This window comes from Ruminococcus sp. AM31-15AC (assembly GCF_003462045.1).
In the GTDB taxonomy this organism is placed as follows: Bacteria; Bacillota; Clostridia; order Oscillospirales; family Ruminococcaceae; genus Hominimerdicola; species Hominimerdicola aceti.
Genome location: NZ_QTYG01000029.1, coordinates 17,221 through 36,988, shown reverse-complemented (window position 1 = coordinate 36,988; position 19,768 = coordinate 17,221). Strand labels below are relative to the sequence as shown.

Sequence of the window (19,768 nt, the reverse complement as noted above, 5' to 3'; positions counted from 1 at the left end):
GGGCGTTTGAATACTTCCTTCAAACGTCAGCTTTGCTATATCGTTTTTTCCTTTGCTTCTTTTCTCAACTTTGTTCATTTTGCCTATTGATTTTTCTTAGCAGGTTTCTTATTTTTTTGCAGCATCTGCGACAGGCTGTTCTGTTTCCACGTTATGTGGTCTGAGCGGTGCTCCGCAGTGTGGGCACTCATGACAAGTGCCAATAACATAGACGTTTCCGCAGTATTCGCAGGTGTCCTCTTTTGCATCATTTGCACATTTCACTGCGCTTCGGTAAGCCTTTTTATTTGTGATAAGCGTCTGATATATCTCATAAGCCCCGATACCTGACATGAGAAGTCCCCATATCACAAACAGCCACTCTACATGACCGTCCATAACGTTTGGCGTAGTTTCATCAAAAGCCGCTGCTATAGCAGAGCTGACATCATAACGGCTGTTGGCGGTAAGATATTTCTGCATAAGATCTTTGAAATCGTCTGCTACATCTACAGTTATGATATTGTCGGTATCATCGCCCTGCATACCCTCCCAGTACCAATCGTTAAAATCAGGGTCAGGAGATGCAGGTTCAGAATAGACCACCAGCCAATGCTCCTCGTCGTCAAATTCCGTCACATACATATCGTAGGCAAAGTCCTCCAGCTTTGAATAACTTCCCTGCCAATCCTCGTTGTTCACTGTCATTATCTCCACGGGGATACCGGTTTCGTCATAGAAATCAACAATTGCATTCTGCACCTTGTCCTTATCATCAATGACCCCTGCCGTATCCTTTATCTCGCAGTGATAAGATGGACTTGTATCCATTTTTTGCGGCTTATCATAGCACATGGCAAGAAGCATGATACCAAAGAGCAGGCTGACAGCACTGCCAAGTATACTGAAAAACTTACCTGAAGCAGTTCCCTTGCGAATATCATAGTCAGCATAGACATAGACAGGACGATAGTTCTCATAGTATACGTATCTTCTTGCCCCGGGAAAGCTTGTGTGCTTTATGTGTTTAGCGCTCGACTCACCCGAGCTTGATGAAGAGCCGGAAAAGCCTGAGCCGCTGTGTGACCCTCCGCTGTGAGAGCCTCCCCCTGATGAATGTGGCATTTATTTTTTACCCCTTTCCCCTATACAAATCTATAAATCCATCAATACTGCACACGCTCGGCTGTGTAGCCGTCTTTTTCAAGCAGGTCGATTATTCCTCCCTCGCCCGCATAGTGTGCCGCTCCAACAACATAGAACACGTTCTTGCCCTGAGACATAAGATCCTCGGCAGCTTTTGCCATATTCTTGTTTCTGTCATAGAGCATTTGGTTATTATAATCCTCGGCGATCTTTTTATCCTCCTCGGTATAGCCTGCAAGCTCCTCCTCGTTATCTTCCTCAAGGAAGGTTTCGATATCCCCCGACTTCCATGCGGTATAGAGGTCTTCAAGAGCCTGCTTTTGGCTCTCCTTGGTTTCACCCTTGTAGCTTCTGAACATAAGGTCATATATATCGTCAGAGAAGTTTATGAGCAGATTCATCTGGAAATCCACCGACTCAACTTCGTATATCTCCTTGCCGTCTGCGTGGGCAGTGGTAAGAAGGTAGTTGTCAAGACCCTTTTCCGAGTCAAAGCCGGAATCCTGAATAAGCAGGGTATCAAGAGTGCTTGAAACAGCCCATGGTCTGTAGACCTCCAGGGCGGAAATATCCATGCCCCAATAGCCGAGATATGTTTGCAGTGCTGAATATGCTTCCTCGGAAATATGCTGGCTGAGCTTTGTGTTATCATTATAAAGCATTTGCTTCATAAGATTTTTCATATACTCGCCGTCCTCGCTTGTGGAGGTTATATCGCACTCCACCGCAAGTATATCAGCATTATTATACGCATTCGTTACTGCCTCAGGGAGCGGATAGCACTCATCTTTCAGTGCATGGAAAGAGCCGAGCATCACCATTGTGTTGCCCTCAGGTGAAGTCACTTTCCACATAGCAGGTGTTATGCCGTTCGTCTTTGTATCGTCCGTTACCGCTGATGAACTGTCTGAAACACTGCTGTCAGGTGCAGAAGCGGCAGAAGCTGTACTGCTCGCCTCCCCTGCGGTGGTTGTATCAGCCGTTGTGTCGGCTGTTGTAGTTGTGGCTGCCTTTGAGCTGCTGTCGGTCTGTGAGCTGTCAGACACCGCTCCGCATGAGCATAGAAGTGCGGTGCACATTGCAGCGACTGTAAAAAGGCTCAATGTTCTATGTATCTTTTTCATGGTTTTATCTCCTGTCTTCATAGTTGTATGTTTCAGTATATCACACATCAAAGAAATTTTCAAGTATGGTTACAATTTTGTAATAATCAGGCTTTATTCTCTCTTATACGCTTTTCTATCGTTTCCATATCTATGCCGTATTGTTTAAGGATAGTCTGAGCGAAGCTGTTGTCACGGGGCATTCCACGGACTATCTTATACTTTCGCTCTCCTGTTTCATCATCTGCGTCGGCGACAATGCTTGCAAGCTTTGTTCTGAGCGTGCTGTCTTTATTAAGCTCCACGGTCTTGTATGCGATATCCACAAGATGTGTTGCAAAAACTCCTCTCACGCCCATTTTGCAGAATATCCTCAAAAGCTCGCAGGCGACCTCGACGCACTCCCTGGGGGTTGTGCTTTGGATAGACTCATTCATAAGAAGCAGGCTGTTTGCTGTGATAGTGTCGCTTATTTCACGGAATTCTTTTATCTCTGTGGTGAAACGGCTTGTGTCGATACCTGTTTTTTCCTCTTGTGGAAACTGAGTGTAGATATAGTCCACAAGAGATATTTCACAGTATGAAGCAGGCACATAAAGCCCTGTCTGCGCCATTATCTGACACAGACCGACCGCACGGAGGAATGTGGTCTTTCCGCCATTATTTGCGCCCGTCAGCACATAAAAGCCCTCGCTGTCGCCTCCCATGGTGATATCGTTTGTGACAACGGATTTTTTCTCCTTGTGGTCAAGATTATATATTCTGGCTTCACGGAAATAAACAGGGTCAAAGATATCCTTTATGACGGCTTTTCTCTCACCTGCAGGAAGAATTTTCGGACGGCACATTTTAAGCCCCTGATCTTCACAGGCTTCTATCACAGCCACTGCGCCCATGTAGTATTCAAGCTGATAGTCTATATAGCGCATATCGGCAATGCCTGCTTTCTGATACTCCGCAAGCACCTTGTCTATCATTTTCACAAAAGTATCAGTAAGATCGCTAAGCTCGTCAAAAAGGGTCTTATCCACAGTGTTGATAAGCTTATCGTCAGACACCTCGCTGTCATTATACTTTTTTCTGAGATTTTTCACAACAGCCTTATCGTTGAACTTTGCCCCATGGTAAAGTATCCTGTCAACAAGGGACGGCTTTATATCGTAACGCTCTTTTGAAAGCTCTATAATGCCTGCTGAAACAGGAACTAGCCTTTCATCGAGGTTTATGGCGACTGTAACGCTTCTTATGCGGTCATAGAGTGCCTTTTTAAGCTTCTCTATCTCACCCTTCAGGGATATATAATGCTTGTCACCATAATGCTCCTCAAAGAACGCAAAAAGCTTTTTTACGCCCTCTGAGCGTATCTTATCTTTCATTTTTCCATAAAAATCGTGCATTATCTCCATGCACTGTATGTAAGCGTCAAAGCCGCTTATGGCATCATCAAGCTGTGAAAAGCTGTCGGGAGTAGTAAGATTATAGATGTTCTTTCTGTCATTTTCCACCATGACGTTTATCACCTTGCGTATGGTGGCAGACAATGACGGAAGCCTTATGAAATCATCAAGGATATCAAGGCGGTAGTTTATTACCTCCTCATCGTCGCAAACCTCACAAAAAAGCCTCATTACACGATACTGGTAATGGGGCGTGATAAAATCAGCCACCTTTTCAAGCTCCAGATTGTCAACAAACGCTCTGGGGAGCTTTTCAAGGGCGGCAGCTCTTTTTTTCATTGCGTTGTGCTTTTCCACAGAAGGATAAAGCAGGTCAGCCACAGGGGCTTTCATATCAAATTCATCAAGTTTTGAAGCCATTTTCGTTTCCTCACTGGTCTTTGGCAAGGGCTTTCAGGTCTATTATTATGCCCACCTTTGCAAGAGCCTTTGACATAAGCTCTGCACTTAGGGGGTAGATATCAGTTTTTCCACACTCGTGGTCATACTCGTATCTGAAAAACTGCACATAGTTCTCCTGATAGTCCTCAGACGTATAAACTTTCCCCATAATATATTTATTTTTTATGGCATAATAGTTCACAGGCTTGAGCCTGAGAATAGCTTTCGGGTCGGCAGACATTTCCGATGCGAGGGTATCAAAGCCCTCGTCAACGTAGTTTATTTTTCTGCACTTCATATCCTTTATTTTCTTTTTCAGAGGCGGCTCGCTCTGAACCTGCTTCTTTTTGAACAGTGAAAACATTTTTACACACCAAGCCTCTCAAAAAGCTGTTTGCGGCAATCCTCTTCAAGCTTATCGTTTATAGGTGCAGGGATATACTTTTCGCCAAGCTTACGGCTCATGCAGTATGAAATAACATAGTCGCTGACCTTTGGATTTTTAGACAGGAGCGGTCCATGGAGATAGGTTGCGATAACGCTTTTTTCCATATAGCCCTCGGTACTGCTTTCAAACTCATTGCCGTTGCCTGAAAGGACTTTTCCGAAGGGCGACTTTACGTTGGTGGTCTGTCCGCCATGGTTTTCAAAGCCTATGACCTTATACTTCTCGCCGTCAAGCTGAGCTTCTATAACGATATTACCGATACATCTGCATCTTTTATCGGTAGAGGCCACAGTATAGTAATCAAAAAGCCCCAGTCCAGGCACTTTCTCACCGTTTGAGTCCTTATAATACTGACCCATGAGCTGATAGCCGCCGCATATCATCAGGAAAAACGTTCCTGCCTTATAAGCTTCCATGATACTGTCCTTACAGGAAACAAGGTCATCTGCAAGTATCTGCTGTTCAAAGTCAGCACCGCCACCAAGATAGATGATATCATACTGGGTGAAATCAGTTTCCTTGTCACCAATAAGATGCTTTGAAACTTCCAGCTCTATGCCACGCATTTTACAGCGGTAAGAAAGCACTTCAACGTTGCCGCTGTCACCGTAGAGGTCAAGCATATTAGGATACATATGAAGAATTTTCAGTTTTTCCATTTTACTTTTCCTCCCCGTTTTCTTTCAGGCTCTTATATCTTTTTATTGCGGCTCTTGTCGGCTGGATAGCAGTATAATTGGCTATGGCAAACTTATCTCCCTTTGTGGAGAAGAGTGACGCTGTTGCTTCGTCAAGATCAGGATAAACGAATATCTTGTCAGGGTCATAGCCTGAGCATTTTATTCTTATTGCGATATCATATGCTCTCGTACCAGAAGTCACAACTCTGTCAACATTATTGAACACAGAGAAGTTTATATCCCATATCCAAGAAACGTCATGACCGTCTGCAAGGTTATCGTTAAGGACAAAAAGCAGTTCCTTTGAGCCTGCCTGCTCATTCATCACACGCAGGGTCATATTTGCGCCAACAGGGTTTTTGGCAAGGTTCACAAGCAGGTTAGAACCGTCTACCTCAAAGCGTTCAAGTCTGCCGTTATTCACCTCGAAATGCTGGAAAGTGTCATGCAATATAGCCTTATCAAAATTATAGAGCTTTGCGGCAGTATAGACAGCCGCCATGTTATACATATAATAGATACTGTTATGAGCGGTCTTATATGTTTCCCCGTCTGCTTCAAATGACGGAACAGTCAGGTCAACGTTCTTTATCTCCACCTCAGGCTCTATATTGCCGAAACCGCATTTCGGGCAATGGAACTTTCCAATATGTGAATACTGATAATAGTCATAGACAAGCTCAGTATCGCAGAAAGGACAGAACTTGCCCTCGCCCACCTCATAAGGCTTATCCGTTGCGCCCTGATATCTGTCAACGCTGAAATAGTGGATATTCTTATTATTGGGGTTAGCAAGTCCAAGTCTTGCCACGTTTGGGTCATCGGCATTGAGAACAACGTTGCCCTCAAATGTTTCAAGGAACTTTTTCACCTTGAGAATGAGTGTTTCCACCTCGCCGTTTCTGTCAAGCTGGTCACGGAAGAAATTCAGCAGAACAAGGGTCTGCAAATTGAGCTTTGAATAGACCACAGGAACGTGGGACTCGTCAGTTTCAAGCACAAGATAATCGGCATGGACTCTTCCCCTCATATCGCAGTGATTGAGCAGGAGGGAGCATATTCCCGTATCAAGGTTATTTCCCTCAGGATTTGTGATTATCTTCTTTCCACCGCTTGCAAAAATGTGGCTGAGATAGTTTGTAACAGAGGTCTTGCCGTTGGTGCCTGTGACAGCAACGATAGGGCAATCCACCTTGAAAGCCTTCAGGCAGTCTTTATTTATAGTCCACAGTACAAGCCCGGGAAAGTTGCCTGCGTCCCTGCCAAGCAGGTGCAGAGTTTTTACCATAAGCTTGCCGAAAATAATGGTGAAAGCATTTTTTAAACTCATTTATGTATCTCCTATTAAAATAAAGTCGTATAAAATAATAATAGACCATAACGCCCATAATGTCAAGCATTTTAGACCTTTGCAAACAAAAAAACACCGCACAAAGGCGATAGGCGCCCCTTGTGCGGTGTTGACTTCTATATGATTTTTGAGAGAAAATCTTTCAAACGCTGATTTTCAGGGTGTGCAAAGAACTCTGACGGCCTGTTCTGCTCAAGTATTTTTCCGTCTGCCATAAACAGAACTCTTGAAGCAACTTCCCTTGCAAAACCCATTTCGTGGGTAACGACAACCATTGTCATTCCGTCGTTTGCAAGCTGTTTCATAAGCTCCAGCACCTCGCCCACCATTTCAGGGTCAAGTGCAGAAGTAGGCTCGTCAAAAAGCATTACTTCTGGGTTCATCGCCAGTGAACGTGCAATGGCTATTCTCTGTTTCTGACCGCCTGAGAGCCTTGAAGGATACTCGTCAGCCTTATCAGGCAGACCAACTCTTTCCAAAAGCTCCTCCGCCTTTTTGTCGGCTTCCTCGGCTGTCATAAGCCCAAGCTTCACAGGGGCAAGAGTGATATTCTTTTTTATTGTAAGATGTGGGAAGAGGTTGAAATGCTGAAAAACCATGCCCATTCTCTGTCTGAGCTTGTTCATTTCATGCTCGTTCGCCTGAGTGATGTTCTCGCCCTCGAAGAATATATCACCTGAGGTCGGCTTTTCCATAAGGTTAAGACAGCGGAGAAAGGTGGATTTTCCTGAGCCTGACGGACCAACGATAACGACCTTTTCGCCCTTGTCGATAGTTTCGTTTATATCTTTCAGCACTTCGACCTCGCCGAAAGACTTGCTGAGATGTTTAACGTCTATCACTTTGCGACAGCCTCCTTTCAAGCTTTCCTACCAGATGAGTAAGCACAACTACCATTATAAGGTAAATAAGTGCAACTGTTATAAGCGGCATGAATGCCGAGAACGTCTGAGAACGGATTATATCTCCGCCCTTTGTAAGATCCTGAATTGCGATATATCCTGCAACAGAGGTTTCTTTAAGCAAAACTATGCACTCGTTTGCAAGGGCAGGCAAAACAGTTTTAAAAGCCTGCGGAAGAACGATTGATATCATTGTCTGACGATAGCTAAGGCCAAGGCTTCTTCCTGCTTCAAACTGACCGTTATCAACTGACATGATACCTGAACGGACTATCTCAGCCACATATGCGCCTGAGTTCACGCCGAATGCAAGCACAGCCACAAGAGTCTTGTCTATGTTCACGCTTCCAAAAATAACAAAATATGTTATAAGGAGCTGAACTACCATAGGAGTTCCTCTTATCACTGTAAGATACACTCTGCAAAGGGCGTTTAGTATCTTCATTTTGCCTGTCTTATCATGAGTAGAGCGGACTATAGCCACAAGAAATCCCAACACAAAGCCAAGTATGACCGCAAAGAAGGTTATGATAAGTGTTGTTTTAAGACCATTGGTAAGATAATGCCAACGGCTCTCGTCCAAAAAATTTTGCTGGAAATCGTCGATCAATTTGTTCAATTCAGCACTTCCTGTTCTTTATCAAAATAATTTCGGCTGCCGCTCTACGACAGCCGAAGTGTGAAAAATTATTTCTTTCTTACGATTATTACCTGACTTGATGATGTGTAAGTGTCAGAGAAAAGAACGTTTTTCTCTCTGTCAGGTGTAACTGTCATACCTGCAACGCCAACGTCTGCCTTGCCTGACTGAACAGCTGAGATGATAGAATCAAATGCCATATCGTCTATCTTAAGCTCATAACCAAGCTTGTCGCAAACTGCCTGCATCATATCAGCGTCGATACCAACGACCTTATCGTTCTCCTTGCTCTCATATGGAGGGAACTCAGCGTTTGTTGCCATTACAAGCGTACCCTTATCTCTGCTGACATTATCAGGTGACTTGTATGGGTTCTTGCCAGCGTTCTCGCCAACGTAGTTTGCCTTGATAGCGTCAAGTGTTCCATCAGCCTTAAGCTCCTTGAGAGCACCGTTGACAGCTGTCTGAAGCTCAGTGTTGTCAAGCTTCATAGCGATAGCGTATTCTTCCTCAGCAAAAGGCTCGTCAAGGATCTCAAGATCGTCGTTCTTCTCAACGAATACCTTAGCAGGCTCAGCGTCGATTATAACAGCGTCTATCTTGCCCTGCTTCAGAGCCTGAACAGCGTCAGCACCCTTGTTGTATTTTTCTACCTTAGCGTCCTTAACGTCCTCGGCATAGATATCGCCTGTTGTTCCAAGCTGAACACCGATAGTCTTGCCCTCCAAATCGTCAACGCTGTGAACTGTATTAGCAGGCACTCCGCAGCCTGCAAGCATTGTAACGCTCATTGCCACTGCAATAAGTCCTGCTGCAAATTTCTTCATAACATACATTCCTTTCAAAAATTGATAGCGACAGCCCTACAATACCGACTGTGCATAAACCTATATCATATATTATAACTGAACACACGGCTTTTTGCAATAGCTTTTATCAGTGATTTGATATATAAATTATGAATTTTTTGTTTTGCCAAACCATTTTAGTAAACAAAAAAGGTATCCACCCAATGGGGACACCTCTTTGTGAAAATCAGCTTAGAAATCCATTGTGAACTGAACTCTGTGGTTGCCGTCTGCATCATCGTCTATCATTTCAGCTTTTACAATTTTGATAGGCGTAACAGGCTTTGACTGTGCGTTGTCTGAACCTGTTGTTCTCTCCACCTTGAGGAAGTCATCAACAACGTCCATGCCCTCTGTTACCATGCCAAAAGCCGCATACTGTCCGTCAAGGAAAGTATCCTTATCGCTGTAGCAGATAAAGAACTGGCTTGAAGCACTGTCCATATCATTGGCTCTTGCCATTGAAACAACGCCTCTTGTATGGCTCAGCTTGTTTTCAACGCCATTTGCCGAGAACTCGCCCTTGATAGTTTCCTTGCTTCCGCCTGTGCCGTCACCGTTAGGGTCACCGCCCTGTGCCATAAAGCCGTCTACGACTCTATGGAAAGTAAGTCCGTCATAGAACTTTTCCTTTACCAGCTTCTCGAAGTTCTCGCAGGTTATAGGTGCATCATTGGCATAAAGCGTGATAACGAACTTCTTGTCAGTGTCAGCCGCAGAGGTCTGTGACGAGCTGTCGCCCTTATCTCCACAGGCTGTAAGAACTGCGCAGGCAAGCACGCCTGCTGTGCAAAGAGCCAATGCTCTGAATAGTTTTTTTAGTTTCATTTTTTATCGTCCTTTCGATCATCATTAATGACATTTCTGCCTTTTCACTAGCCTATTATAGCACCTCACTGCAAAAAAATCAACATCAGACCATGTTTTTCACATAATTTTCATCATACGAAGCCTAAAGTTGGCTTATTTAATATTGATTTTTGGCTCTTAATGGAGTATAATTATAATGTTTTTTTAAAGAAAAATATAAAACTATGTTATGTATGGAGGACTGAACAAAATGGATAAGCTGAAAAAAGCCCTGCCCTTTATCTTCCCACCTCTGGCTGTATTGCTCATAATGGGATTTGCTTTTTATCGGCATGGGCTTTACCCTTTTGGTGACGGAACTGTATCATGGTGTGATATGTCACAGCAGGTGATACCTCTGCTCACCGACTTCAAGGATATTTTCACAGGCAAGGACGGAATGTTCCTTAACTTCCACAATGCAGGAGGAATGGACCTGTGGGGCGTTTTCTTCTTCTTTATCGCAAGCCCCTACACCCTGCTTGTGCTTTTTGTTGACAAGGCTGACATAATCTACCTTGTGAACATTCTCACAGTGCTTAAAATGATGACAGCGGCTGTAACGGCGCAGATATATTTCCGCTCCTGTCAAAAAAAGCTCGATCCTTACATTGGCGCTGTACTCAGCGTCATATACGCATTCTGCGGCTATGGAATGCTCTATTATCAGAACAACATATGGCTTGACATGATGTATCTTTTCCCTCTTCTTATGGTGGCATTCAGGGAGCTTTTCGAGAAAAAGCGCATTATCCCATACACTGTCATGCTCACACTTATGATGATAGTGAACTACTACATCAGCTACATGATAGTTGTATTCATACTGCTTTTCATGGCTCTTTGCTGCTGGCGTTACCGCAAGGAGGAAAAATACAAGGACGTTCCATGCAGATTTGTTATAGGCTCGCTCCTTGGTGCATTGCTTTCAGCGGTGGTATGGATACCATGCTTCCTGCAATTCTTGTCAAGCGGACGTTCTAAATCAGTTATCCAACAGATCGAAACCGCCTCATTCATCACAAACTACAACACCACATTCTGCCTGCTGTTGTCAACGGCTTCGGTGATAGTGATAGTTGCGGTATTTCTTCTTGACGGCAAAAAGCGCAGCAAGCGTCTTAACACCGACCTTATAATGCTCTTTTTGATGCTCGTACCTATTTTAATAGAACCTGCGAACCTTATGTGGCACACGGGAAGCTATATGTCGTTCCCATGCAGATACGCTTTCATTACCATATTCTTTGCACTTATCTGCGCAGGATATTTTCTTTCATCGGAAAACGCAGTGGCAAAAGGAAAGAAACACTGCGACCACTTTGTTATTTTCCTGATACTTGCGGCACTTATCTACGGCTTTTACAACTTCTCTGAGGGCTTTGTTGAAAACAACCGCTCGGGAATATCAAAATACACTTCAAGTCTTTGGCAGGACAGCACCGCCTTTGAGCTTTGCCTTGAATTTTTCATTGTGGCGGCGGCATTTTATGCGATTGTCGTTCTGCTGCACAAAAAGGGCTGGATATCAAAGAAGATATTTGCGATCTTCCTTGCAATGTTCGTTGCGGCTGAGTCATACGCAAACGTGAACATTTATATGGTATCCCCAAGCATGAACAATACTCTCCGTGCGGCTAATCATCAGAAGATAATGGATCTTTCAGACAGGCTTGACGAAACAGATGGCTTTTACAGAGTAAAGACCGCAAGCAAGCTTTTCGAGGTCAATCTGGTCGGCTCAATGGGCTACAATTCCCTGAGCCACTACACCTCCCTCACAAGCCGTGATTATATGTACATGATGAAGCAGCTTGGCTACTCCTCTTACTGGATGGAGGTAGGCTCATATGGCGGAACGGAGCTTACTGACGCTTTGCTGTCAGTAAAATATCTTATTGAAAAAAGTACAGGCTCGGCTGACGCTGTATATTCAAACGATACCTACGAGATAGTGCCGACAGAATACTATCTCCCACTTGGCATTGTGACCGACGCTGACCTTAGCGGCAGTGAGGAGCTATCCACAGGCACAAGAAGCAACGTTCAGAAGAAGCTTTTTGAACAGCTTTTCGGCGGCAACGGTGACGAGCTTATCACAGACTACGAATACACCACGATCTATGGTGTGCAGGACGACAGTAACTTTAAACCGAACTACACCTTCAACACCACAGGCAATGTAGCCTACATGGACTACAGCATAGATGTGACGGACAAGCAGACACTTTATTTTGACTGCTTTGACAAACTTTCAAACAGCCTCAGCGAGGATATAAACGGAAGCTCATGGTAACAGTGAATGGTCAGGTAATGCAGATGGATTATCCGTCACAGTCAAGCAACGGGCTTTTGAAGCTTGGAGAATTTGAAAATGAACACGTCAACGTGCGTGTGACCTTGAAAAAAGGCATCACAGGCTGCCGTTCCTATGGCGTTTTCGGGCTTCACCACAATGTGCTTGAAAAGGCACTTGAACAGGTTCAGACCGCCGGTCTTACAGACAGTGACGGCAAGCTTTCAGGAAGCGTGAACGCAAAGGCAGGACAGAAATGTGTGCTTCAGATACCATATCAGGAGGGTCTGAAAATAAAGGTCAACGGCAAGGCTGTTTCATATGACAAGGTTTTCGGTGACCTTGTAAGCTTTGACTTGCAGGAGGGCGAGAACACAATAACTGTAACAAGCGTGCCAAATGGCTTTTATGCAGGTCTTGCACTGACTATCGCAGGCATTGCGCTGACAGCAGGATATTTCTTCATAAGAAAGAAACTGAAATTCGGAGAAACTATGGAAGCCGCTGCACTTGTGGCTGTTATCGGTGCGGGAGCTATAGTGATGATAGTGGTTTATGTTGCACCTTGCATACTGAATATTTATAGCTGATAACAAAATAGGACAGAACAATAATTAAGATGTCCCCTACACAACAAAAAACTGCGGATAGCATTTTGCCGTCCGCAGTTTTTATATTATCCGAATTTACTTATGCTCCTCCAGATACTTTTCAGTATCCATTGGATAGCATTTCAGGTTTGGAAGCTCGTCAAGGGTGAGAACTCTTTCGCTGTTATAGATCTTGTTCCACTCGTCAAATGTGGTGTACTGATCTGAAAGCTGTTTATCCTTGATACAGAACTCGCCGTTCCATGTACTGAACCACGCCCAGCGTGTGCCGTCGTTGAATGCTCCGTCAGGGTCGAATATCGAACCGTTCTCTGTCATTGCGATTATCTTGTTTGTGGATGTGCTTGACTTAACAAGGTCGTAATACCACTTCTGCGAGGAGCTGTCCTGCTCTGCAGGATAGCAGTCATAGCCCATTATGTCAACATACTCATCTCCCGGATACCAGTCAGGATTCTGTGCGTTCCATACCCAGATGAGGTTGTTAAGACCATACTCATTTGTGAACTTATCATACATGAGCTGCCAAAGCTGAATGTATGCGTCCTTTCCTGCTGAACCCCACCAGAACCATGCGTTGCCGGGATACTTAGGGTCGCCTGCCGCCTCGTGGAGAGGTCGCCAAAGTATAGGCACGTTTGCGTCTGCAAGCTCTTTAAGTACCCCTGCCATATGGTCAAGGTCAGCTATGATAGAATCGTAGCCCTCTTTGTCCTCGCCGCTGAGAGCCTTTGCAAGGTCGAAGTCTGTGTATTCAGAATAGAAGCCCTGCCACCATGCTCCGCCGTTCTTTTCCAGGTTTTTATCAGGGGCATACCAATGCCAGCAAAGTGAAACTATACCGTTTTCATTGTTGTACCAATCCATAGCCTGCAAAGGTACCATATCTCCGCCGCCTGCGCCATGTGAAAGTGCGCTGTTTGAAAGGTTTGAAACGTCAAGACCAAGTATAGCAGGCGTCTTGCCTGTGTGCTTCTTTATCTCCTTGAACTCACGGCAGTCCTTGCCCTCGTTATCTCCTGAAAACTGACCTGAGATAGTATACTTGCCATAAACGTCTGTAAGGAAGTTATAAAGTCTTTTTGCCTCGTCAGAAGCGTTAGGGTTTGAAAGCTGATTTGATACCTCATACTGTGAAAGGTCGATAGCAGGAGCCGGGGTTATCTTTATCCTGTCGATATAGATATGACCATTGTCGCCCTTTATGCCTATCTTATGAGTACCCTCGTCGATAAGCACGTTTTCAGCCACAGTGTCGCCAAATTCTGTTGTGGTCGATGTGAAGTTCGTGAGTGCCGCACCGTCGACAGTGATAAGATTTGACTGACCCTCGCCGTCTGCCGCCATTGTGAGAGTAATATTATAGCTTCCCTTTGCAGGAAAATCTATCTCGAACTCCACCATATCTCCCGATGAGCCTATGGAAACGAAGCCATCGCCAGAAAACTTACCAAGAAAATTCTTATCAAGCACTGCCGCACCTCCCGAAAGAGTTCCCTCCTCCGCCTCGGATTCATAGCTGAAATCCTCAGGAACGTCATACTCTGTTGTTACGTCTGAAAGGTCGATGTTGCCCATATCCTCAACGACAGGGGCTGTTGTGGTGGTAGTTTCGCCTGCTGACGAACTGCCTGAGCTGCTGTTTCCTGTGCTGCTGCAGCCTGCCGCCGCACAAGCGATAAGCACTGCCATAACGGCAGCAACTGTTCTTTTCATTATTTCACGCATAATGTTCTCCTTATCATTAATATTTAAAATATTCAAATTTTTATAAAGCCAAACTTTGCGAAGCTCTCGCCTTTAGGCTTTATATTCCATACTTTTAAATATATCATATAAAAAACCATTGTCAATAGCCATTTTCAATGTTTAACATCATGTTCAAAATTGATAACGTTTACTTTGATTTGAGCTAAAAAAATATGAACCCAAATGGCATCGGGTTCATATTTTCATATAGAAATATATTATTTTCTGAGAAACGTTCTGTATACCCAACGGGTGAATTTTCTGGGAAATATAAACAAGCCAAGCTGTAAAGCGCATGGCATGAAAAAATCACGGAAGCCGGTATACCCTGAGCGATGTATTATCCACCTCACACGAATGAAAGCCTTTGTATGCTCCCAGCTTTTGCGTGTATCCACAGTATTTTCATCAATGCGGTAGCGCACAAGCACCTCTGGTATATTCTGCCCCTTTGCACCATGCTGTAACATTCGTGCGATAAACTCATAGTCCTCGCACATTTTAAGGTCACTGTAACCGCCTATCTTTTCCGCAAAGGACTTGCGAAAAGCCACAGACTGCCTGTTGAAAGGGTTGCGTCGTTTGGAATATGAAGCGATATCCTTATGCATGACAGGCACTTTTTTCACCGAAACTACCTCGTCGGTGTCAGTGTCGAACTCCTCCACATATGTGCCGATGATATCAAGCTTAGGTTTCACCGCAAAAAGGGTCATCTGCTTCAAGCAACGGTTAGGGAGAGATATATCGTCGCTGTCCATTTTCACGATATAATCGCATTTACACGCCTTTATGCCCTCGTTGTAAGCCTTTCCAACGCCCACGTTCTCGTCTATCTGAACGATATGGAAAATATGCTTGAACTCGTCCTGAAAAGACTTCACGATAATATTAAGCTCGCAGGTGAGCTTGCCGTCGCACACAAGCACGAAGTCAGAGGGAGGATATGACTGCATGAGCATAGACTCAAGACTCTCGTTAAGGTTCTCAGGAAGCTCACGGTCATACACCGACATAAGCACACTGTATTCAGGCAGCGTATATTTCCCAACACGATACGTCATAAAATCCCTCCCCTGCATTATTATCAACTCAATTATACTATAACAGCTCCCAAAAGTCAACTACGACCAACAAAGTATACTATTTATATAGTACAGACCAATACACAAAAAAGACCGCCCCATTCGGAACGGTCTTGTAAGCTACTTTGAAAAATTAGCCAAGCTTCTTAGCAAGCTGTGATACCTTTCTTGCAGCAGCATTCTTATGCATAATGCCCTTTGTGCAAGCCATATCTACCTTCTTGATAGCAGCTCTTACTACTTCTTCCTTGTTTTCTGCATTCTCAGCTACAGCAGCGTCAGCCTTCTTGAGTGCAGTTTTAAGATCAGACTTTACAGCCTTGTTTCTCATTGTCTTAGTGTTGATAACCTTGACTCTCTTCTTAGCGGATTTAATGTTTGGCATACCGACACCTCCCTCATTCTGTATAAATTTGCACTTATTTGCACAAGCTATCCGCAGACTGAGAGGAAATGCGGAAAGCCCTTTAAACAAGCCTTGTAAAATATTTTACCACATTTCAAAAGAAATTGCAAGGGGGTTTACTGAAAAAAATATAGAAATTTTGCGGTCTAAATTGTAGGAACACACAAAAACTTACACGATATCACAGAAAGGTGAATAAAATGAGCATTAGAACGGATATGGCGGCGGAAAGCTTTTCTCAGGCAGGCGGTGCGGAAAAGCTTCAGGGAGTGAAAGTCAAAAACAGGGTTATTGAAAACGCTAGGCTTGAGGTAACGGACATCACCATAGAAACACAGGAAGCCGCCGAAAAGCTTGGCAGACCTGTCGGCAGATACATCACCCTTACCGCCACAGATTCAACATTCGATATGTACAGCGACAGTTTTCGTGAGCGTGCAGAAGTCATAGCAAAAGCCATAAGGGAGCTTTGCGGTGGTTGTGAACGTTTTTTGGCAGTAGGGCTTGGGAACTATGCCCTGACTTCCGACGCTGTTGGCCCTCTTACCGCTGAAAAGATCTTCGCTACACGCCACATAAAAAGCCTTGCAAAAGAGATTGATACTGACGATCTGGGCGAGGTCACAGTGATACAGACAGGAGTGCTTGGAAACACGGGAATAGAATCCTCAGAGCAGGTAAAAGCAATTGCAGAGCGTGTAACACCGCAGGCTGTCATTGCCGTTGACGCACTGGCTTGCAGCGAACTCTCAAATCTTGGCAGGACAATACAGCTTTGCGACACAGGCATTTCTCCGGGAAGCGGAGTCGAAAACGCACGAAAAGAGCTTTCGCTTTCGACCCTCGGGGTAAAGTGCATTGCTATAGGTGTGCCAACGGTCATAGACCTTTGCACTGCCGCACAGCATATTTTCGGTCAGACAGCACCTGAAAGCTCCGAAAACATCATGGTCGCTCCGAAAACTGCCGACAAACTTTCGGAAAACTGCGCAAAGCTCATTGCAATGGGCATAAACCGTGCCGTTCACCCTGCCCTGTCGCAAGAGGACATTCAAACTCTCACCTGCTGACAAAAGACAGGTGGTACAGTAATGTAAAAGCTGTATACAACAATTGTAAACTTTTTATTAATATGTATGAGCGAAATCGCGAAAACGTTTTCTGAAAACGAATACTCACACAAATTCAACACACCTTTGTCATAATCAACAAAAACGCTTGAGCTTTATATTGCAAAATGCTGATTGACTAAATTTAAACTTTTTGTTATCATTAGTAAGGACGAAAAATAAGCGTTATGGCAAGCGTTGTCGGGTAACAATGCTTGTCGATCGTAACAGATGAACGTTTTTTGGGTAAGGAACATTCGTCTATTATCAAGGAGGTTACTATAATGAAAATGGCAAAGAGAATTTTCGCTGCTGCTTGTGCGCTTTCACTGGCTTGCAGCATGGCTGCTTGTGGCAGCTCATCAAGTGACAGCTCATCTTCCAAGAAGGAAGCTAAGGCTATGACAGATGATCAGAAGGAGCAGGTAAATGCACTTCAGGATAAGCTCCCTGACATCGAGCTTTCAAACAAGACTATCAAGTGGATGGCTCACTATGACATCAACCCTAGTGATGGTAAGTCAGAATCACCTGCTATCTCACTTTTCCAGACTAAGTATGGTGGAAAGATCGAGTACGTTCAGACAACTTGGGACAACAGATATACTGATCTTGCTAAGGCAGTTATGGCTAACGACTCACCTGACTTCTTCCCTGCTGATGACATGGACGCATTCCCTAAGGGTGCTATCAAGGCCATGTTCGAGCCTATCGACGATGTAGTTGATTTCAGCTCAGACATCTGGTCATCATCACAGACACTTAACGATTCATTCGTATTCAACGGCAAGCACTATGTAGCTGCTATCGACGTAAGACCACAGTATGTTTGTGTATACAACACAAAGACAATATCAGACTTTGGCTATGACGATCCTGCTGAGCTTTATGCTAATGACGAGTGGACATGGAGCAAGTTCACAGAGATGTGCCTTGACTTTGCAGACTCTGAAGCTGACAGATATGCTCTTGATGGTTACTGGTACGGCAAGGCTCTTAACGATACTTGCGGTTATCCACTTATCGGTCTTGAGGACGGCAAGCTTGTAAACAACATGGGCAAGGCTGAAGTTGGCACAGTTCAGGATCTTATGTACAACCTTGAGAAGAACAACGTTGTATTCGACAGATCAAGCAACAACTGGAATACAAGAGGTGACGGAGCTAACGGTGAAGGTCTTGGTTCACAGCTCACACTGTTCATTCCTATCGGCACATGGGCTCTCGAGGATACTCCTGAAAAGACTAAGACATTCGGAAGCGTCAAGGACGGCGAGGTTATGTTCGTTCCAATGCCAAGAATGGACGATTCTGACAAGTACTATGTATCTACAGGTGTAAACGGCTATCTCCTCTGCAAGAACGCTCCAAACCCAGACGGCTTCAATGCGTACGTAAACTGCTGCAAGGTTGCAAACTCTGAGGTACAGAACATTACAGAAGAACAGCTCAAGAACGACTACGGCTGGTCAGACGATATGATCGAGATGCGTAAGACAATTTACGATCTGGCTAGACAGAATCCTGTATTTGATTTCCAGGACGGCGTATCTGCTGAGCTTTCAACACTTATGCAGACAGTAAACCAGGCTACAATGATAACAGGCGGCGGAGCTACTACATGGACAGAGTGCGTTGCTGAGAACCAGAAGGCTGTTGATTACATCATCAAGGAAGCAAACGCTAACGTTGCTGAATAATTCAGTATTTTCAAGCGGGACGTTCATTCGTCCCGCTTTTTTTGTTGCCTTTGCATTTGTCACGAATTTGTTAAATATATTTGTACGCAAAATGCACAATATAAAATACATAAATTTGTGCAAGAATTTTACGGATTTTTATGTACAAATCACAAAAAATGTGCTATAATAAATGTACGTTAAAAAGAATATATCAAAGAAGGGAGATATGTTTTATGAGATCGATTATTACTATCAGCCGTGAATTTGGCAGCGGAGGACGTGAAATAGGCAAGAAGCTTGCTGATGATCTGGGCATACCTTTCTATGATAAAGAGCTTTTGGAAATGGCTTCAAAAGAGAGCGGTATATGTCAGGAGCTTTTTGTTAAGAACGACGAGTCCTATACTAACAGCTTTCTTTTCTCACTGGTCATGGGTAATTACCCTGTAAGTGCAGACGGCAGGATCAATCCTGATATGCCGCTGAATCACAAGATATTCTTGGCTCAGTTTGAAACTATCAAGAACATTGCAAAGAAGGGTCCTTGTGTTATTGTAGGACGTTGTGCTGACTATGTTCTGAAAAATGAGCCTAATATTATCGACTTCTTCATTTCCGGCAACACTGCCGAAAAGAAAAAGCGTATCCTTGAGAGATACGATATTGAAAAAAACAAAGCTGAGGACTTTATCCGCAAGACTGATAAGCGGAGAGCTTCATACTATAATTATTACACCGACATGAAGTGGGGCGAAGCAAAGAACTATGACCTTTGTATCAACTCGTCCAAAACAGGCGTTGACGGTGCTATCAAGCTTATGAAGGCTTATATCGAAATAAAAGAAGCCAACGCTGATAAATAGGAATTTTTCGTTTTATTCATTTTACTTTCCTTACTACGAAAGAGGGCTGACCATAGGGTCGGTCCTTTTCCGTTTTATGAGGAGTTTTATTACTCCAGCTTAAACAAAGTGTAACCAATATGTTATTGACAATAACAAGCAAATATATTATACTGTATAAAAGGGCAGAAGCCCGACAAAAAA

The 19,768-nt window shown here is 44.1% G+C and carries 18 protein-coding genes; 5 read left to right on the top strand and 13 right to left on the bottom strand.

Annotation, left to right across the window (positions count from 1 at the left end; all coding sequences use genetic code 11):
• Positions 1 to 108: 108 nt before the first annotated feature.
• The 10 genes from DW793_RS09220 to DW793_RS09175 form a co-directional block, all read right to left on the bottom strand.
• The gene (locus DW793_RS09220) at positions 109 to 1,104 is read right to left on the bottom strand and encodes a TPM domain-containing protein (RefSeq protein WP_118157748.1); all 996 of its coding nucleotides are present in this window, start codon (positions 1,102 to 1,104) and stop codon (positions 109 to 111) included.
• A 41-nt stretch (positions 1,105 to 1,145) separates the two neighbouring features.
• Positions 1,146 to 2,249, bottom strand: a complete 1,104-nt coding sequence (locus DW793_RS09215) for a TraB/GumN family protein (protein ID WP_181988332.1) — start codon at positions 2,247 to 2,249, stop codon at positions 1,146 to 1,148.
• Positions 2,250 to 2,335: 86 nt separating this feature from the next.
• Positions 2,336 to 4,045 (bottom strand): MutS-related protein, encoded by a 1,710-nt coding sequence (locus tag DW793_RS09210; protein ID WP_117892058.1) that lies wholly within the window; start codon positions 4,043 to 4,045, stop codon positions 2,336 to 2,338.
• Positions 4,046 to 4,055: 10 nt separating this feature from the next.
• On the bottom strand, positions 4,056 to 4,430 hold the full coding sequence (locus DW793_RS09205; RefSeq protein ID WP_242989589.1) for a hypothetical protein: 375 nt from the start codon (positions 4,428 to 4,430) through the stop codon (positions 4,056 to 4,058).
• Positions 4,431 to 4,432: 2 nt separating this feature from the next.
• A complete protein-coding gene (locus tag DW793_RS09200) occupies positions 4,433 to 5,173 on the bottom strand; it encodes a type 1 glutamine amidotransferase (protein ID WP_038672291.1) in 741 nt (246 codons plus the stop codon).
• A gap of 1 nt (position 5,174) precedes the next feature.
• Positions 5,175 to 6,524 carry a MurT ligase domain-containing protein gene (locus DW793_RS09195; RefSeq protein WP_118157744.1) on the bottom strand — a complete coding sequence of 450 codons (1,350 nt, stop codon included), beginning with the start codon at positions 6,522 to 6,524 and terminating at the stop codon, positions 5,175 to 5,177.
• 137 nt (positions 6,525 to 6,661) lie between these two features.
• Positions 6,662 to 7,387 carry an amino acid ABC transporter ATP-binding protein gene (locus DW793_RS09190; RefSeq protein WP_118157741.1) on the bottom strand — a complete coding sequence of 242 codons (726 nt, stop codon included), beginning with the start codon at positions 7,385 to 7,387 and terminating at the stop codon, positions 6,662 to 6,664.
• Positions 7,374 to 8,066, bottom strand: a complete 693-nt coding sequence (locus DW793_RS09185) for an amino acid ABC transporter permease (RefSeq protein WP_022287637.1) — start codon at positions 8,064 to 8,066, stop codon at positions 7,374 to 7,376. The genes DW793_RS09190 and DW793_RS09185 overlap by 14 nt, the downstream gene beginning before the upstream one ends.
• 68 nt (positions 8,067 to 8,134) lie before the next feature.
• Positions 8,135 to 8,914 carry a transporter substrate-binding domain-containing protein gene (locus tag DW793_RS09180; RefSeq protein WP_022287636.1) on the bottom strand — a complete coding sequence of 260 codons (780 nt, stop codon included), beginning with the start codon at positions 8,912 to 8,914 and terminating at the stop codon, positions 8,135 to 8,137.
• Between the two features lie 213 nt (positions 8,915 to 9,127).
• Positions 9,128 to 9,763, bottom strand: a complete 636-nt coding sequence (locus DW793_RS09175) for a peptidylprolyl isomerase (protein WP_118157739.1) — start codon at positions 9,761 to 9,763, stop codon at positions 9,128 to 9,130.
• A 232-nt stretch (positions 9,764 to 9,995) separates the two neighbouring features.
• On the opposite strand from DW793_RS09175, the gene DW793_RS09170 reads away from it, so the two are divergent.
• Together DW793_RS09170 and DW793_RS09165 are read left to right on the top strand one after the other, a co-directional pair.
• Positions 9,996 to 12,080, top strand: a complete 2,085-nt coding sequence (locus tag DW793_RS09170) for a YfhO family protein (RefSeq protein WP_181988331.1) — start codon at positions 9,996 to 9,998, stop codon at positions 12,078 to 12,080.
• Positions 12,074 to 12,670, top strand: a complete 597-nt coding sequence (locus tag DW793_RS09165) for a YfhO family protein (RefSeq protein WP_118157735.1) — start codon at positions 12,074 to 12,076, stop codon at positions 12,668 to 12,670. The genes DW793_RS09170 and DW793_RS09165 overlap by 7 nt, the downstream gene beginning before the upstream one ends.
• A 96-nt stretch (positions 12,671 to 12,766) precedes the next feature.
• On the opposite strand, the gene DW793_RS09160 is transcribed toward DW793_RS09165, so the two are convergent.
• The 3 genes from DW793_RS09160 to rpsT all read right to left on the bottom strand — a co-directional run bounded on the left by DW793_RS09160 (position 12,767) and on the right by rpsT (position 15,910).
• On the bottom strand, positions 12,767 to 14,419 hold the full coding sequence (locus DW793_RS09160; protein ID WP_118157733.1) for a glycosyl hydrolase: 1,653 nt from the start codon (positions 14,417 to 14,419) through the stop codon (positions 12,767 to 12,769).
• 239 nt (positions 14,420 to 14,658) lie between these two features.
• The gene (locus DW793_RS09155) at positions 14,659 to 15,504 is read right to left on the bottom strand and encodes a glycosyltransferase (RefSeq protein ID WP_022287632.1); all 846 of its coding nucleotides are present in this window, start codon (positions 15,502 to 15,504) and stop codon (positions 14,659 to 14,661) included.
• 154 nt (positions 15,505 to 15,658) lie between these two features.
• A complete protein-coding gene (gene rpsT / locus DW793_RS09150; protein WP_022287631.1) occupies positions 15,659 to 15,910 on the bottom strand; it encodes a 30S ribosomal protein S20 in 252 nt (83 codons plus the stop codon).
• Positions 15,911 to 16,131: 221 nt separating this feature from the next.
• Here rpsT and gpr point away from each other — a divergent pair, with 221 nt between their 5' ends.
• The 3 genes from gpr to DW793_RS09135 all read left to right on the top strand — a co-directional run bounded on the left by gpr (position 16,132) and on the right by DW793_RS09135 (position 19,585).
• On the top strand, positions 16,132 to 17,001 hold the full coding sequence (gene gpr / locus DW793_RS09145; protein WP_118157731.1) for a GPR endopeptidase: 870 nt from the start codon (positions 16,132 to 16,134) through the stop codon (positions 16,999 to 17,001).
• A gap of 323 nt (positions 17,002 to 17,324) precedes the next feature.
• The gene (locus DW793_RS09140) at positions 17,325 to 18,740 is read left to right on the top strand and encodes an ABC transporter substrate-binding protein (RefSeq protein ID WP_117903414.1); all 1,416 of its coding nucleotides are present in this window, start codon (positions 17,325 to 17,327) and stop codon (positions 18,738 to 18,740) included.
• Positions 18,741 to 18,955: 215 nt separating this feature from the next.
• Entirely contained in the window at positions 18,956 to 19,585 is a 630-nt protein-coding gene (locus DW793_RS09135) for a cytidylate kinase-like family protein (RefSeq protein ID WP_022287628.1), read from the top strand.
• Positions 19,586 to 19,768: the final 183 nt, after the last annotated feature.

Excerpts from the sequence above, each read along its gene's own strand:
- DW793_RS09220 (WP_118157748.1), bottom strand. The coding sequence starts at position 1,104 with ATGCCACATTCATCAGGGGGAGGCTCTCACAGCGGAGGGTCACACAGC.
- DW793_RS09215 (WP_181988332.1), bottom strand. The coding sequence starts at position 2,249 with ATGAAAAAGATACATAGAACATTGAGCCTTTTTACAGTCGCTGCAATG.
- DW793_RS09210 (WP_117892058.1), bottom strand. The coding sequence starts at position 4,045 with ATGGCTTCAAAACTTGATGAATTTGATATGAAAGCCCCTGTGGCTGAC.
- DW793_RS09205 (WP_242989589.1), bottom strand. The coding sequence starts at position 4,430 with ATGTTTTCACTGTTCAAAAAGAAGCAGGTTCAGAGCGAGCCGCCTCTG.
- DW793_RS09200 (WP_038672291.1), bottom strand. The coding sequence starts at position 5,173 with ATGGAAAAACTGAAAATTCTTCATATGTATCCTAATATGCTTGACCTC.
- DW793_RS09195 (WP_118157744.1), bottom strand. The coding sequence starts at position 6,524 with ATGAGTTTAAAAAATGCTTTCACCATTATTTTCGGCAAGCTTATGGTA.
- DW793_RS09180 (WP_022287636.1), bottom strand. The coding sequence starts at position 8,914 with ATGAAGAAATTTGCAGCAGGACTTATTGCAGTGGCAATGAGCGTTACA.
- DW793_RS09175 (WP_118157739.1), bottom strand. The coding sequence starts at position 9,763 with ATGAAACTAAAAAAACTATTCAGAGCATTGGCTCTTTGCACAGCAGGC.
- DW793_RS09170 (WP_181988331.1), top strand. The coding sequence starts at position 9,996 with ATGGATAAGCTGAAAAAAGCCCTGCCCTTTATCTTCCCACCTCTGGCT.
- DW793_RS09165 (WP_118157735.1), top strand. The coding sequence starts at position 12,074 with ATGGTAACAGTGAATGGTCAGGTAATGCAGATGGATTATCCGTCACAG.
- DW793_RS09160 (WP_118157733.1), bottom strand. The coding sequence starts at position 14,419 with ATGCGTGAAATAATGAAAAGAACAGTTGCTGCCGTTATGGCAGTGCTT.
- DW793_RS09155 (WP_022287632.1), bottom strand. The coding sequence starts at position 15,504 with ATGACGTATCGTGTTGGGAAATATACGCTGCCTGAATACAGTGTGCTT.
- rpsT (WP_022287631.1), bottom strand. The coding sequence starts at position 15,910 with ATGCCAAACATTAAATCCGCTAAGAAGAGAGTCAAGGTTATCAACACT.
- gpr (WP_118157731.1), top strand. The coding sequence starts at position 16,132 with ATGAGCATTAGAACGGATATGGCGGCGGAAAGCTTTTCTCAGGCAGGC.
- DW793_RS09140 (WP_117903414.1), top strand. The coding sequence starts at position 17,325 with ATGAAAATGGCAAAGAGAATTTTCGCTGCTGCTTGTGCGCTTTCACTG.
- DW793_RS09135 (WP_022287628.1), top strand. The coding sequence starts at position 18,956 with ATGAGATCGATTATTACTATCAGCCGTGAATTTGGCAGCGGAGGACGT.